This is a genomic window from Methylobacterium sp. Leaf99, assembly GCF_001422375.1.
Classification (GTDB): domain Bacteria; phylum Pseudomonadota; class Alphaproteobacteria; order Rhizobiales; family Beijerinckiaceae; genus Methylobacterium.
The window spans coordinates 19,287-33,184 of record NZ_LMMU01000012.1; the positions used below are offsets into that span (position 1 = coordinate 19,287).

Below are 13,898 nucleotides of genomic sequence, written 5' to 3' on the forward strand. Positions count from 1 at the left end.
CAACGCTTGCCGTGTCCACCGTTTCGTGCGGCAATAAGTCGACGTATCTAAGGCGTGAAATCTATGATCGCCTCGCTAATTGCATGATGGTATCTATTACTTAACTTTGATTTTTGAGGAAAAGCATACGTTTCCGGTATCATGAAGCAGCATGCTGCTAACGATCATCACCCTTCTGGAAAGCCAAGCGGTCGGCTTCGTTCTGGCTGCCGCTACCATCTGTGGCCTCAGCGCAGTGCTGATGGTGCACCTCCTTCGCCGGGCAGAGGACAAGAACGGTCGTGGCCATTGGTGGCGGCTCGGTGGCGCGGCCCTCGCAGCCGGCCTTGGGGTTTGGACGACCCACTTCCTGGCGATGCTAGGGTACCGCACCGACATCATCCTCAGCTACAATCACGGTGTCACTCTCGCCTCGGCGCTGATCGCCATCCTAGCTGTTGGTGTCCCGTTCGCGCTTTCGGCTCTGCCTGCGCATGCCTGGGCCCGGACGCTCCTCGGGGCAGCCTCGGGGGCCGGCATCGGGCTGATGCACATCACCGGTATGGCGGCCATAGAGGGCTGCACCCAGCTCCAGTCGCTCGTCCCCAATGCCCTGGCCTGCCTCGTGGGCGCTGCCTTCATGGGCCTGATGCGCGGCCTGCCCCGCCTGCGCAACCCGTACGATTATCTTGTCGCCTGTCCGCTCATCGTGGTGGCCGTGTGCGGCGCGCATTTCACGTCCCTGGCTGGGACGTTGATTGAGGGACAGCCCGCAGGCGAGCACGGATCGAACATCCAGGTAGCCCTCAGCATCCTGACCGCAGGAGGCGCGGCGATCCTCATGTTCGGCGCCGTCGTTGCCCTCGCCGCGACGCGACGGTTCGAGGCTCAGGAAACGGCTCACCTGCGCGTCCTGGCCACGGCGCTGCAGAACATGTCGAACGGCATCCTGAAGATCTCGTCGGGCGGAACGGTGCAGTTGTACAACACCCGCCTCTGCGCCATGCTCGGGCTCACGCCGGACAGCCTCTTTGTCGGCATGCGCCTCGACGATTTCCTGGCAGCGACCGGCCGAGCCAACGGGTGGGATGGCGCCCGCGTCGCCCGGGTGGTGCATAATCACTGGCTCTGGATGGGAAAGAGCACCGAGACGCGCATCGAGCATCAGTTCGACAACGGACGCATTCTGTCGATTGCCTGCCAGCCCGTGGAGGATGGGGCTGTCCTCACCTACGACGACGTGACCCGGGATAGGGAGGCGCAGGAGGAAATCTCCCATCTCGCATATCACGATCCCCTGACCGGACTGGCCAATCGGCGTTCGCTGAGCGAGCGGATGCTGGCCGATCATCTTGGCGCCAGGTTATCGACCTTGCTTCTCATCGACCTCGACAGGTTCAAATCCGTCAATGACACGTTCGGGCATGCGGTGGGAGACAAGCTCCTTGTGGCGGTAGCGGCGCGCCTGCGCGGTCTCGGCGACCATGGGCTGATCGCACGGCATGGCGGTGACGAACTCGCGATCCTCATGCTGGGCGACGCGGCGGCGGGGAAGGCGCTCGCCGAGAGGATCGTAGCGGAGATCGAAGCTCCCTACATGCTCGGCGAGGTGACGACGGTCATTGGCTGCAGCGTCGGCGTATGCTGCAGCTATGACAGCACCGGCCCCGACGATCTCATGCAGCGTGCGGATATCGCCCTATACGAGGCCAAGCGGCGGGGGCGTGGACAGGCGGTCAGTTACGAGGTCGGAATGATCGAAGCGATCGCTGCCCGCGGTCATCTCGAAAACGACCTGCGCCACGCCCTCGCGGCGCGCCAGTTTCACCTGGTCTATCAGCCGATCCTCGCCCTTGCGAGCGACCGGGTGGTATCCTTCGAAGCCTTGATTCGGTGGACGCATCCGGAGCGTGGGGCGATCTCACCGGTCGACTTCATTCCGCTGGCGGAGGAAAACGGACTGATCGTTCAGATCGGCAAATGGGTGCTGGAGGAAGCCTGCCGGGAGGCCGCTGGCTGGCCTGCGGAGCAGCACCTCGCGGTCAACGTGTCGGCGGTGCAGCTTCGTTCACCCTCGCTGATTTCCCATGTGGTGGGCGCGCTCGCGCAAAGCGGCCTTTCGCCCAAACGCCTCGAACTCGAACTCACCGAGACGGCTCTGGTCGAGGACGGGCGCCAGATCGCCCATACCCTGGCTGCGCTCCGGCAACTCGGGATCCGGATCGCGATGGACGATTTCGGGACCGGCTACTCGTCACTCGCCCACCTGCGCGATCTCCCCCTCGACCGCATCAAGATCGATCGAAGTTTCGTCGCCGCAGCCCTGCACGACAAGCAGTCCCTTGCCGTGATCAAAGCGGTCACGCAGATGGGCCGCGATATGGCGATTCCCACCCTGGCCGAAGGGGTAGAAAGCGCAGATCAGCTCGCCCTCCTGCGGGAGATCGGCTGCGATGCCGTCCAGGGCTATCTCATCGGCCGGCCCGCCCCGCCAGCCCGCGGAATCTCGCCGCGGGTTGGCGGGCTGGCGGAGGCGGCCTGATCAAGACGTGGACCATTCTCGCTTCACTTCTTCGGCGGGCCGGTCGAGCTTTACGGTATCTCCCTCGATCGACTGAACGAAATCCACCGGGATGAAATGGTGTAGTCCTCCGGCAGCGGAGTCCTTCTTCGTCAGCTTGATCTCACCGTTGTCGACATGGTCCACGGTGCCGACATGCTCGCCGTCCGATCCGACCACGTTCGCGTGTTCCTTGATCTGCGCTGCATCGATCATCGATTTCACTCCCTGTTTCGATCACAACGGGAGGGGACGCGCGGTGTTCCTGGGGCGCACCGGGCCCCACAGGCCTTCGGTTGGCCGTCCGGCCGGACAGGGCCTACCGCCCGAACAGCCAGATCGGCACGGCACCCGTCGGCCGGCCGGGCTTGTCGCGATAATGGGCCGTGTTCGTGAACGCGATCCGGGCGGCGGTCACCGCTGAGACCTTGTCGCCCGACGTGACGATGCCGCCACAGAAGTCAGCGCGGATCAGGCCCGCCTCAGGACGCTCGGCGAACCGCTCCTCTTCGCGTGGACGCCCGTTATGAGACACCAAGGACATGGTGTCGCGAATCGTGCTGCGCCGATCGGACTGACGGCCGGCGGCCGGTCTCAGGCCGCCCGTGCCAGGGCGGCCTGGAACTCCGCCTCCGGCAACAGGGCCCCGCCGGTGGTCCAGACGACATGCGTCGCGTGGGCGATGTCCGGTAGGACTGCACAGGCCGGTCCCACGGCCGCGAAGGCCGCCGCCGCCGACGGTTCGAGGCGTAAGGCCGCCCGGTCCCAGAGGACGCGCAGCCAGGCGAACAGGTCGGCGTCGCTCACCGTCACCACGGCCTCGACGAGGGCCCCGACGGTGCCAGCCACGAGCATGGAGGCGGTGGCCACGGCCAATCCGTCCGCGGCGGTGCGGTTGTCGAGGCCAACCTCGTAGACGCTCACCGGCCGCTCCAGGCCCGCGGCGAGCTGCACCAGCATGCAGGGCGCGGCGACAGGCTCGGCGAAGACGCAGCGCACGGCGTCGCCGAAGAGCAGCTTCAGGCCGAGGGTGACGCCGCCGGGGGCACCGCCGACGCCACAGGGGAGGTAGACGCACAGCGGATGGGCCTCGTCCACCGTCTTGCCGGCCGCGGCGAGCTGACGCTGCAAGTCGTAGGCCGCCGCCGCGTAGCCCAGGAACAGGTCCACCGAACTCTCGTCATCGACGAAGTGAGCGTCGGCCCGGCCGTCGAAAGCCATCCGCGCGGCGGCGACGGCGCTGCCGTAATCGCCCGCATGCTCCACCACCCGGGCGCCGAGGTCGCGCAGGCGCCGCTTCTTCCAGGCTTTGGCATCGTGGGACATATGCACCTCGACCTGGAAGCCGAGGGCCCGCGCGATCACCCCGACGCTGAACCCGAGGTTCCCTGTGCTTCCCACCGCCACCGTATGGGCGCCGAGCGCCGCGCGGACATCCGGCTCGGCGAGGCGCGCGTAAGATTGCCCGGGGGGCAGCCAGCCCGCCGCGAGGCCGAGCCGCTCGGCATGGACCAGAACCTCGTAGACGCCGCCTCGCGCCTTGATGCAGCCGGTGATCGGCAGATCGTGGTCGGCCTTGACCAAGACCGGGGCTCCCGGGCGTCCCGACACTAGGGCGGCCATGTCGGCGGAGAGCGGCACGAGGGGCGAGTCAATCCGCCCGGTCGCGAGTTCGGGAAACAGCTGGGCGAGCAGGGGAGCGAACCGGCGCCAGCGCGTTTGCGCCGCCTCCACCTCGGCGAGACCATAGGCCAGCCCCGGCAGGATATCGGCCGCGCGGCCGAGGCGCGGATTGCGCCAGACGGTGGGCCGGCCTTCCCGCACGGCCCCGGGAATTTCGCTGGAGAAGGCCGGTGCCGCGCCGTCGGTGGTCATGCGGTTGGGTGTCCTGTGCCGGGAATCAGAGATCGATCGGCGCATTGTCGACCACTTCCTTCATGACGAAGAAGGTCCGGGTCTGGCGCACGCCCGGCAGGGCGATCAGCGTCGCGCTGTGAAGCCGGTTGAAATCCGCCATATCGGAGACGCGGATCTTGAGGAAGTAGTCGAAATCACCGGCGACGAGGTGGCAGTCGAGCACCATTGGCATGGCGCGGGCCGCGGCTTCGAAGGCGGCGAAGCTCTCGGGGGTCGAGCGGTCCAGCACCACGCCAACCATCACGAGGGAGCCGCGGCCAACCTTCTCGGGTGAGATCAGCGCCCGGACCCCCCGGACGTAGCCCTCGTCGAACAGGCGCTGGATGCGCCGATGACAGGTGGCCGCGCTGGTGTTCACTCGCTTGGCGATCTCGGCATTGCCCATGCGCCCGTCCGCCTGGAGCAGGCGGAGAATCTTCAGGTCCATCCGGTCCAACACAGCGCTCATGAACGATTCTTCCGTTTCAGCGGTCGATCACGCAACGATCCTGCGATCGCCGGTGCCAAGCTTCGCAGAACGCAAGAAACAGGCGTGCATTTCGAGAGCACTTTCCGCAGCTCCTTTGCTAGCTTTTCCGTGCTGACCAAGAAGGGCACCGCACCCATGCTGTCGAACTTCGAGCGCTACCCCCTGACCTTCGGCCCGAGCCCCATCGAGAAGCTTTCGCGCCTCACCGACCATCTCGGTGGCGATGTCGAGATCTACGCCAAGCGCGAGGATTGCAATTCCGGCCTTGCCTATGGCGGCAACAAGCTGCGCAAGCTCGAATACATCGTGCCCGATGCCATCGCGAGCGAGGCCGACACCCTGGTCTCCATCGGTGGCGTCCAGTCGAACCACACCCGCATGGTCGCGGCGGTGGCGGCCAAGATCGGCATGAAGTGCCGGCTGATCCAGGAGGCCTGGGTGCCGCACGAGGACGCCGTCTACGACCGCGTGGGCAACATCCTCCTATCGCGGATCATGGGGGCCGAGACGCAGCTCGTGGACGACGGCTTCGACATCGGCATTCGCGAAAGCTGGACGGCGGCGCTGGAGGACGTGAAGGCCAAGGGCGGCAAGCCCTACGCGATTCCAGCGGGCGCCTCGGTGCACAAGTTCGGCGGCCTCGGCTACGTTGGCTTTGCCGAGGAGGTGCGCGTGCAGGAGACCGAAATGGGCCTGCACTTCGACTACATCGTCGTCTGCACCGTCACCGGCTCGACCCATGCCGGCATGGTGGTGGGCTTTGCTGCAGACGGGCGCGCCCGCAACGTCATCGGCATCGACGCGTCCTTCACGCCGGCCCAGACCAAGGCGCAGGTGCTCGACATCGCCCAAAAGACGGCGGCCCTCATCGGGGCCCCCGAGATCGTCGCCGACGACGTGGTGCTCAATGAGGATTACGCCTATCCGGTCTACGGCGTGCCCTCGAAAGAAACCATCGAGGCGATCCGCCTGTCGGCCCGTCTGGAGGCCATGATTACGGACCCCGTCTACGAGGGGAAGTCCATGCAGGGCATGATCGACCTTGTGAAGAAGGGCTTCTTCCCCAAGGGCTCGAAGGTGCTCTACGCCCATCTCGGCGGCGCCCCGGCGCTCAACGGCTACAGCTACACCTTCCGCAACGGCTGATGTCATCCGCCGTCGGCAGCCGCCGGCGGCAGGGCTGCGATGAGCTGCCGGAGGAAGGCCTGGACCGCGTGCGGGAGCTTGCGCTCCCGCATCACCTGAACTTGGATGCCCCGCATCAAGCTCACCCGCGACCGCACGGGGATGCTCACGAGCTCACCGAGCCGGATCGGCGTCTGGACCGAGAGCGCCGACATCAGTGCGAGGCCCTTCGTGCGGCGCACGAACGGGAGAAGCGCGGAGAGGATGTTGGCCGTCAGCGTCGGCTCAATGACGATGCCCTCGGCGAGGCAGGCCGCGTCGAAGACCTGACGGGCGGTCGTGTCCAGGGTCGGCACCGCGATGGGATAGGTCCGCAGATCGGCGATCTGGATAGCGGCGCGCCCCGCCAGGGGATGATCCGGGACGCAGAGCGCGATCATCGCGACGACGTTGTCGTAGACAACGCGGACGAGGGAGGTCGGCGACAGGCAGAAGGTGAGGCCGATATCGGCGTCGCCCGCCGCCACGGTCTGCGTGACCTGGGCCGGCGGCAGCATCTGCAACTCGAACCGGATGCCGGGGTAGAGCGCGTGGAACTCCGCGATGGCGTTTGGCAGCAAATCGAGGGCGAAGCCTTCGGAGGTCGCTACGCGGATGAAGCCGCGCGCGAGGCCCTGCAGCTCCTGGATCTCGGCCGCCACCTGCTCGGCACGCAGGACGGTCTGTCGGGCATGCTCGGCCAGCAACTCTCCGGCGGGACTTGGGACCATGCCGCGCGGGCGCCGTTCGAACAGCACGCAGCCGAGTTCGGCCTCGAGATTGGCGATCTGTCGACTGATCGCGGACGCGGCGACGTTGAGCTGGCTCGAAGCTGCCGCGATCGATCCTGTATGGGCAACCGCCAGGAAGTAGCGCAGGGCTGCCGTCTGCATTGTACGATCTCCCTTGCCGAAACGGCACGGCATCCATCGCCAAATTCTACTTGTTGCGATGCAAAATGCACAACATCATGACACGACGAAATAAGTGGCACCGGGAATCGCGCCGGGTTCGGGCGATGGGCCGCGCAGCGTGAAGGACATCGGGACATGGCGAGACACACCTCAGCGGTGGGCGCGGCCCTCGCTCTCCTGTTCGGCGCCACAACCTTTCCGGCGGTCGCCGGCAAGTCCACCGACACCCTGGTCTATGCGTCGGACACCGAGCCGGAGAACGTCAGCCCGTATCACAACAGTGCCCGCGAGGGTGTCATCCTGGCCCGCAACGTTTGGGACACCCTGCTCTACCGCGACCCGAAGACGGGCGCGTACCAGCCGATGCTCGCCACCGCTTGGAAGTGGGTCGACCCGACCACCCTCGAACTAACCCTGCGCGAGGGCGTGACCTTCCACAACGGCGACGCGTTCGGCCCTGAGGACGTGGCTTTCACCTTCAACTACGTGCTGACGCCCGAGGCCCGCACGGTGACTAAGCAGAATGTCGACTGGATGAAGTCGACGGAGGTGGTAGACGCTCGGACCGTCCGCATCCACCTGAAGACGGCCTTCCCGGCGGCGCTCGAATACCTCGCCGGCCCAACACCAATCTTCCCCGGCGCCTACTTCAAGAAGGTGGGACTCGATGGTTTCGCCAAGGCCCCCGTCGGCACCGGTCCCTATCGCATCACCGCCGTCGATAACGGCCGCGGCGTGAAGATGGAGCGTTTCGCCAAGTACTGGCCCGGCAGCCCCATCGGAATGCCAAAGATCGGCAAGCTCGAATTCCGCGTCATTCCCGATGCCGACAGCCGCATGGCCGAACTCGTCACCGGCGGCATCGACTGGATCTGGCGTGTGCCGAGCGACCAAGCCGATCAGCTGAAGGGCGCCCCCAACGTCTCGGTCCTCAGCGCCGAGACCATGCGGGTTGGCTTCCTGCAGTTCGACACGCTCGGCCGGGCCAAGGAGAACTCGCCCCTGAAGGACCCCCGCGTCCGCCAAGCGATCTCCTACGCCATCGACCGCAAGGCGATGGTCGACAACCTCGTGCGCGGCGGAAGCCGGGTGATGAACGCGGCCTGCTTCATCGACCAGTTCGGCTGCACCGACGAGGGCGTGACGCGCTATGCCTACGATCCGGCGAAAGCCAAGGCGCTCCTCAAGGAGGCCGGCTATCCCAACGGCTTCGAGATCGATCTCGGCGCCTATCGCGAGCGGGACTACGCGGAGGCCGTGATCGGCTACTTGCGCGCCGTAGGCATCACCGCCCGTCTCAACTACCTGCGCTACGCCGCGCTGCGCGATCTCATCCGGGGCGGCAAGGTCTCCATCGCCTTCCAGACCTGGGGCTCGTTCTCGGTCCTCGACGTCTCGGCCTTCACCGGCGTCTACCTCAAGGGCGGCGACGAGGACTTGACCAAGGACCCCGAGACCATCGCGGCCCTGCAAGCCGGCGACGGCGCCGTCGATCCGGCCGTACGCAAGGCGAAGTACGCCGAGGCGCTCAAGCGCATCGCGGCCCAGGCGTACATCCTGCCGATGTTCTCGTACTCGACGAACTACGCCTTCACCCAGGACCTCGCCTTCACGGCGCAGCCCGACGAGTTGCCGCGCTTCTACGCCGCCAGCTGGAAGTAGTCTTCGCGCTTCCGCGGCGGCGTCGGGCCGCCGCGGGACAGGGAAGCACACCCCCACCGACCGGAGGAGCCGGCCCATGCTCAGGTTCATGCTGCAACGGGTCATCGTCGCCATCGCGGTGGCCATCACCGTCTCGGTGGCAAGCTTCATGCTGCTCCACCTCTCCGGCGACCTCGCCGCCGCCATCGCCGGACCTGAGGCCACCGCCGCGCAGGTTGAGGCGATCCGGGTCCAGCACGGGCTGAACCAGCCGATCCTGGCCCAGTTCGTCGCCTGGGCGGCCCGCGCGATCCGCCTCGATTTCGGGAACTCCTTCTACTTCCGGGAGAGCGTAGTCGAGTTGCTCGCCTCCCGCATGCCGATCACCCTTCTGCTCGGCGTCGTGGCGCTGGCCATCGCCCTGTTCGTGGCGATCCCGCTGGGCGTCCTGGCGGCGGTCAAGCGCGGCACCTGGATCGACCGGGCCGCCCTGTCGGTCTCCGTGCTGGGGCAGGCCATGCCGAGCTTCTGGTTCGGCCTGACCCTGATCATGGTCTTCTCGGTGAACCTGCGCTGGCTGCCGGTCTCGGGCAACACGACGTGGAAGCACTTCGTCCTGCCGGCGGTGGCGCTCGGCTACTACGCCATGCCGGCCGTCATGCGCCTGACCCGCAACGGCATGCTGGAGGTGCTGGCCTCCGACTACGTCCGCACCGCCCGGGCCAAGGGCCTGCCCCCGCGAAAGATCCTGATCCGGCACGCCCTGCGCAACGCCGTGATTCCGGTCATCGCCCTGGCCGCCGTCCAGTTCGGCTTCATGCTCGGCGGCTCCATCGTCATTGAGGCGGTGTTCTCGCTCCAGGGGCTCGGCCAGCTCGCCTGGGAATCCATCGCCCGCAACGACTTCCCCGTCGTCCAGGCGATCGTGCTGGTCCTGGCCATGATCTACATCGCCCTCACCTTGGCCGCCGATCTCCTCAACGCCTTCCTCGATCCCCGGCTGCGCCAATGACCCGCCAGCCCGCCGCCGCTCCCTCCCATCCCGGCAGACAGGGGACGCCCATGTCCGATGCGCTGACGTCCGATGCGCTGATGTCCACGGCGTCGATCGCCACGCCCGAGTTCGTGGCGCCGCCGCTCCTGGCCTCGCGCGGTCCCGCCCCGTCCCCGGCCGAGCCCCTCGCCGAGCCCTTGGCCACGGCGCGCTCGCCCACGGCGCTGGCGCTCCGGCGCGGCCTCGGCCACGGCGGCTTCCTCATCGGCGCGGGCATCCTCGGCGTCATCGTCCTGGCGGCGCTGGCCGCCCCGCTCATCGCACCGCACGATCCCTACGCGCAGGACGTCTCGCGCCGGCTGATCCCGCCGATCTGGAACGCGAAGGGGACCTGGGACCACGTTCTGGGGACCGACAAGCTCGGGCGCGACTACCTGAGCCGCCTGATCTACGGCAGCCAGATCTCCCTCCTGATCGGTCTGGCCTCGGCGGTCATCTCAGGCGTCATCGGAACGACGCTCGGGATCTGCGCCGGCTATTTCGGCGGCCGGGTCGACGCGGTGGTGAGCTACGTCGTCACCACGCGGCTCGCCATGCCGGTGGTCCTCGTGGCGCTCGCCATGGCCTCCCTGGTGGGCGGCTCCCTGAAGGTGGTGGTGCTCGTGCTCGGCTTCCTGCTGTGGGACCGCTTCGCCGTGGTCACCCGCGCGGCGACCCGCCAGATCCGCGATCAGGACTTCATCGCGGCGGCCCGCGCCACCGGCTTCTCGAATGCCCGCATCCTGTTCCAGGAAGTGCTGCCCAACATCCTCAACGCGCTCATCGTGGTGGCGACCCTGGAGATGGCCCACGCGATCCTGCTGGAGGCCGCCCTGTCGTTCCTCGGCCTCGGCGTCCAGCCGCCGCTGCCCTCGTGGGGCCTGATGATCGCGGAGGGCAAGCCGTACATGTTCTTCCAGCCCTGGGTCATCACCATCCCGGGGGTCGCCCTGCTGGTTCTCGTGCTCGGCATCAACCTGCTCGGTGACGGCGTGCGCGACATCACCGCGCCCGAGGGCCGGCGCTGAGCCCTTCGACACCCCTCCAGGCTACCGGAACCCGAGGATCCATGTCCCGACACGATGCCATGTCCCGACACGATGCCATCGCGCACGCGACGCGCCATTACGACGAGGGCGGATTCCTCGCCGCCCTGCAGGACGCCGTCGCACGGCCCACGGAGAGCCAGACCACGGGTCAGGTGCCGGCGCTGCACGCCTACCTCGCCGACTATCTCGTCCCGGCGATCGCGCCCCTCGGCTTCACCGGCCGCATCCACGACAATCCGGACGGCATCCACGGTCCGTTCCTCATCGCCACCCGGCACGAGGACGACGCGCTGCCGACCGTGCTGATCTACGGGCACGGCGACACCGTGCGCGGCTACCCCGAGCAGTGGCGCGCGGGCCTCGATCCCTGGCGGATCGTCATCGAGGGGGACCGCTGGTACGGCCGCGGCACCGCCGACAACAAGGGCCAGCACATCCTCAACCTCGGTGCGCTGGACGCCGTGATCGCGGCGCGCGACGGGCGCCTCGGCTTCAACACCAAGCTCCTCATCGAGATGGGCGAGGAAGCCGGCTCGCCGGGCCTGCGCGAACTCTGCCGGGCCGAGGCCGCGGCGCTCCGCGCCGACGTGCTCATCGCCTCCGACGGGCCGCGGGTGAGCGCCGAGCGCCCGACCGTCTTCCTCGGCTCGCGCGGCGGCTTCACCTTCGAGCTCGACCTCGACCTGCGCGAGGGCAGCCACCATTCCGGCAACTGGGGCGGCCTCCTGCGCAATCCCGGAACGGTGCTGGCCAACGCCATCGCCACCCTAGTCGACGGGCGGGGTACCATCCTCCTCGATGCCCTGCGCCCGCCGCCGATCCCCGAGGGCGTGCGCGCGGCGCTTTCCGACATCACCGTCGGCAGCGACCCGACGGCGCCCGAGATCGACGCGGACTGGGGCGAGCCCGGCCTGTCGCCCGCCGAGCGCGTCTTCGGCTGGAACACCCTCGAAGTGCTCGCCTTCAAGACCGGAGATCCCGACGGCCCCCTGAACGCCGTGCCGTCCAAGGCCAAGGCGACGCTGCAGTTGCGCTTCGTTGTCGGCACCGACTGGGAAGGCATCCTGCCGGCGGTCCGCGCCCACCTCGACGCCCGCGGCTTTCCCATGGTCGCGCTGAGGGCTGCCCGCACAGAGGTGTTTCGCGCGACCCGGCTTCCCGTCGACGACCCTTGGGTCGGCTGGGCCCTCGCCTCCATTGCAGAGAGCACGGGCAAGCGCCCGGCGCTGCTGCCCAATCTCGGCGGCTCGCTTCCCAACGACGCCTTCTCGGAGATCCTCGGCCTGCCGACCCTCTGGGTGCCCCATTCCTACCCGGCCTGCCTCCAGCACGGGCCGGACGAGCACCTCCTCGGCTCGACCTCCCGCGAGGCCCTGGGCCTGATGGCCGGGCTGTTCTGGGACCTCGGCGAGACCGGGTCCGGCATTCTGGCGACACGCACAGCTCAGCGGGAGACCTGACCATGACCGAGCCCGTCATCCGCATCCGGAACCTCACGCTGGCCCTCCCCAAGGGCGCCGACCGTCCGAACGCCGTCGAGGACCTGTCCCTCGACCTGATGCCGGGCAAGATCCTCTGCGTCGTCGGCGAGTCGGGCTCGGGCAAGTCCATGAGCGCCTATGCGCTCACGGGCTTGCTGCCCCGGGCCCTGACGCCGACAGCCGGCCGGATCGAGTTCGAGGGCCTGGATCTTATCACCCTGGACGAGCGGGGCTGGCGGACCCTGCGGGGCCGCCGCATCGCCATGGTGTTCCAGGAGCCGATGACGGCGCTCAATCCGGTGATGCGCATCGGCGACCAGATCGCCGAGATGTTCGAGGCGCACAACCTCCTCACCCCGGCCGAGCGCTGGGTGCGCGCCATCGCGCTGGCCACCGAGGTCGGCCTCCCCGATCCCGCCCAGATCGTGCGCGCCTATCCCCACCAGCTCTCCGGCGGCCAGCGCCAGCGCGCCATGATCGCTATGGCGCTGGCCCTCGAACCCTCGATCCTCGTCGCCGACGAACCGACCACGGCCCTGGATGTCACCACCCAGGCGCAGATCCTGACGCTGATCCGCGAATTGCAGCAGCGCCGGGGCATGAGCGTCCTGTTCATCACCCACGATTTCGGGGTGGTGGCCGACATCGCCGACCACGTGGCCGTGATCCAGCGCGGCCGGCTCGTGGAACAGGGCTCGGCAGAGACGGTCCTCGGAAACCCGCAGCATCCCTACACCCGGGCGCTCCTCGCGGCGGTGCCGAGCCTCGTGCCGCCGCCTCGCGAATCCCGCGCGGACGCGCCCGTGGCCCTCTCCGCCATCGGCCTGACCAAGACCTACAGCACGCGCAGTGGGCTGTTCGGCAGGCCCCGCGTGGTCCAGGCCGTGAAGGAGGTCGCCTTCGACGTCCGGCGCGGCGAGACCCTGGGCCTTGTCGGCGAATCCGGCTCCGGCAAGTCCACCACGGCGCGCCTCGCCATCCGCCTGGTCGAGCCGGACCGGGGCACGGTGCGCCTTGGCGTCCTGGACTACACGGCCCTGGGGGCACGGGACCTGCGGGCTGAGCGCCACCGCATCCAGATGATTTTCCAAGACCCCTTCGCGTCGCTGAACCCGCGCCGGACCGTCGAGCAGATCCTCACCGCCGGGCCCATTGCACACGGGGTCCCGGCGCGCGTGGCGCGGGAGCGGGCACGTGAACTCCTCGACCTCGTCGGCCTCTCGGCCAGCGCCGGTGAGCGCTACCCCAACGCGTTCTCCGGCGGACAGCGCCAGCGCATCGGCATCGCCCGGGCGCTCGCCATGGAGCCCGACGTGCTCGTGGCCGACGAGGCCGTGTCCGCCCTCGACGTCTCGGTCCAGGCGCAGGTGCTCGACCTTCTCGAAGATCTCAAGCAGCGTCTGAACCTCGCGATGCTGTTCATCACCCACGACCTGCGGGTCGCCGCCAAGATCTGCGATCGGATCGCCGTGATGCATCGCGGCGCCATCGTGGAGATGCGCCCCACCGCCGATCTCTTTCGGCAGCCGGATCATGCCTATACCCGTACGCTCCTCGCGGCGGTGCCGGGCGTGCAGGCCCTGCGGCCCTGACCGCGCGTCGGCCCGCCCTCTCGCGTGGATGGGCGCGGACGGCGACCCATGGTCCCATCTCCGCCTCGCGCGCATCCGGCCTTCGGGGTATGGGCCGCC

The 13,898-nt window shown here is 68.0% G+C and carries 12 protein-coding genes; 7 read left to right on the forward strand and 5 right to left on the reverse strand.

Annotated elements, in window-relative coordinates; genetic code table 11:
- Positions 1-151: 151 nt before the first annotated feature.
- The gene (locus ASF28_RS19785) at positions 152-2,521 is read left to right on the forward strand and encodes a bifunctional diguanylate cyclase/phosphodiesterase (RefSeq protein WP_056096862.1); all 2,370 of its coding nucleotides are present in this window, start codon (positions 152-154) and stop codon (positions 2,519-2,521) included.
- Here ASF28_RS19785 and ASF28_RS19790 read toward each other — a convergent pair whose 3' ends face one another.
- The 4 genes from ASF28_RS19790 to ASF28_RS19805 form a co-directional block, all read right to left on the reverse strand.
- Positions 2,522-2,755 carry a DUF2171 domain-containing protein gene (locus tag ASF28_RS19790; RefSeq protein ID WP_056096865.1) on the reverse strand — a complete coding sequence of 78 codons (234 nt, stop codon included), beginning with the start codon at positions 2,753-2,755 and terminating at the stop codon, positions 2,522-2,524.
- A gap of 103 nt (positions 2,756-2,858) precedes the next feature.
- A complete protein-coding gene (locus tag ASF28_RS19795) occupies positions 2,859-3,083 on the reverse strand; it encodes a hypothetical protein (RefSeq protein WP_056096867.1) in 225 nt (74 codons plus the stop codon).
- Positions 3,084-3,133: 50 nt separating this feature from the next.
- Positions 3,134-4,414, reverse strand: coding sequence for a D-serine ammonia-lyase (locus ASF28_RS19800; RefSeq protein ID WP_056096870.1), 1,281 nt, complete (start codon positions 4,412-4,414; stop codon positions 3,134-3,136).
- 25 nt (positions 4,415-4,439) lie between these two features.
- Positions 4,440-4,904 (reverse strand): Lrp/AsnC family transcriptional regulator, encoded by a 465-nt coding sequence (locus tag ASF28_RS19805; protein WP_056096873.1) that lies wholly within the window; start codon positions 4,902-4,904, stop codon positions 4,440-4,442.
- Between the two features lie 156 nt (positions 4,905-5,060).
- Here ASF28_RS19805 and ASF28_RS19810 point away from each other — a divergent pair, with 156 nt between their 5' ends.
- Positions 5,061-6,071, forward strand: coding sequence for a 1-aminocyclopropane-1-carboxylate deaminase (locus ASF28_RS19810; RefSeq protein ID WP_056097124.1), 1,011 nt, complete (start codon positions 5,061-5,063; stop codon positions 6,069-6,071).
- Between the two features lie 2 nt (positions 6,072-6,073).
- Here the strand turns inward: ASF28_RS19810 and ASF28_RS19815 are convergent, their stop codons facing one another.
- Positions 6,074-6,982: a LysR family transcriptional regulator gene (locus ASF28_RS19815; protein ID WP_056096875.1), complete on the reverse strand. Its 909-nt coding sequence runs from the start codon at positions 6,980-6,982 to the stop codon at positions 6,074-6,076.
- Between the two features lie 156 nt (positions 6,983-7,138).
- Between ASF28_RS19815 and ASF28_RS19820 the strand changes: the two genes are divergently transcribed.
- The 5 genes from ASF28_RS19820 to ASF28_RS19840 all read left to right on the forward strand — a co-directional run bounded on the left by ASF28_RS19820 (position 7,139) and on the right by ASF28_RS19840 (position 13,799).
- The gene (locus tag ASF28_RS19820) at positions 7,139-8,665 is read left to right on the forward strand and encodes an ABC transporter substrate-binding protein (RefSeq protein WP_157085673.1); all 1,527 of its coding nucleotides are present in this window, start codon (positions 7,139-7,141) and stop codon (positions 8,663-8,665) included.
- Positions 8,666-8,741: 76 nt separating this feature from the next.
- A complete protein-coding gene (locus ASF28_RS19825) occupies positions 8,742-9,656 on the forward strand; it encodes an ABC transporter permease (RefSeq protein ID WP_056096880.1) in 915 nt (304 codons plus the stop codon).
- A gap of 80 nt (positions 9,657-9,736) precedes the next feature.
- Positions 9,737-10,705 carry an ABC transporter permease gene (locus ASF28_RS19830; RefSeq protein ID WP_443189757.1) on the forward strand — a complete coding sequence of 323 codons (969 nt, stop codon included), beginning with the start codon at positions 9,737-9,739 and terminating at the stop codon, positions 10,703-10,705.
- A 59-nt stretch (positions 10,706-10,764) separates the two neighbouring features.
- Positions 10,765-12,186 carry a M20 family metallopeptidase gene (locus ASF28_RS19835; RefSeq protein ID WP_056096881.1) on the forward strand — a complete coding sequence of 474 codons (1,422 nt, stop codon included), beginning with the start codon at positions 10,765-10,767 and terminating at the stop codon, positions 12,184-12,186.
- 2 nt (positions 12,187-12,188) lie between these two features.
- Positions 12,189-13,799 (forward strand): ABC transporter ATP-binding protein, encoded by a 1,611-nt coding sequence (locus ASF28_RS19840; RefSeq protein WP_056096882.1) that lies wholly within the window; start codon positions 12,189-12,191, stop codon positions 13,797-13,799.
- The last annotated feature ends 99 nt before the right edge of the window (positions 13,800-13,898 follow it).

What these genes read in the sequence shown, in the direction of transcription:
- ASF28_RS19785 (WP_056096862.1), top strand. Translation starts at nt 152, where the DNA reads ATGCTGCTAACGATCATCACCCTTCTGGAAAGCCAAGCGGTCGGCTTC.
- ASF28_RS19790 (WP_056096865.1), bottom strand. Translation starts at nt 2,755, where the DNA reads ATGATCGATGCAGCGCAGATCAAGGAACACGCGAACGTGGTCGGATCG.
- ASF28_RS19795 (WP_056096867.1), bottom strand. Translation starts at nt 3,083, where the DNA reads ATGTCCTTGGTGTCTCATAACGGGCGTCCACGCGAAGAGGAGCGGTTC.
- ASF28_RS19800 (WP_056096870.1), bottom strand. Translation starts at nt 4,414, where the DNA reads ATGACCACCGACGGCGCGGCACCGGCCTTCTCCAGCGAAATTCCCGGG.
- ASF28_RS19805 (WP_056096873.1), bottom strand. Translation starts at nt 4,904, where the DNA reads ATGAGCGCTGTGTTGGACCGGATGGACCTGAAGATTCTCCGCCTGCTC.
- ASF28_RS19810 (WP_056097124.1), top strand. Translation starts at nt 5,061, where the DNA reads ATGCTGTCGAACTTCGAGCGCTACCCCCTGACCTTCGGCCCGAGCCCC.
- ASF28_RS19815 (WP_056096875.1), bottom strand. Translation starts at nt 6,982, where the DNA reads ATGCAGACGGCAGCCCTGCGCTACTTCCTGGCGGTTGCCCATACAGGA.
- ASF28_RS19820 (WP_157085673.1), top strand. Translation starts at nt 7,139, where the DNA reads ATGGCGAGACACACCTCAGCGGTGGGCGCGGCCCTCGCTCTCCTGTTC.
- ASF28_RS19825 (WP_056096880.1), top strand. Translation starts at nt 8,742, where the DNA reads ATGCTCAGGTTCATGCTGCAACGGGTCATCGTCGCCATCGCGGTGGCC.
- ASF28_RS19830 (WP_443189757.1), top strand. Translation starts at nt 9,737, where the DNA reads ATGTCCACGGCGTCGATCGCCACGCCCGAGTTCGTGGCGCCGCCGCTC.
- ASF28_RS19835 (WP_056096881.1), top strand. Translation starts at nt 10,765, where the DNA reads ATGTCCCGACACGATGCCATCGCGCACGCGACGCGCCATTACGACGAG.
- ASF28_RS19840 (WP_056096882.1), top strand. Translation starts at nt 12,189, where the DNA reads ATGACCGAGCCCGTCATCCGCATCCGGAACCTCACGCTGGCCCTCCCC.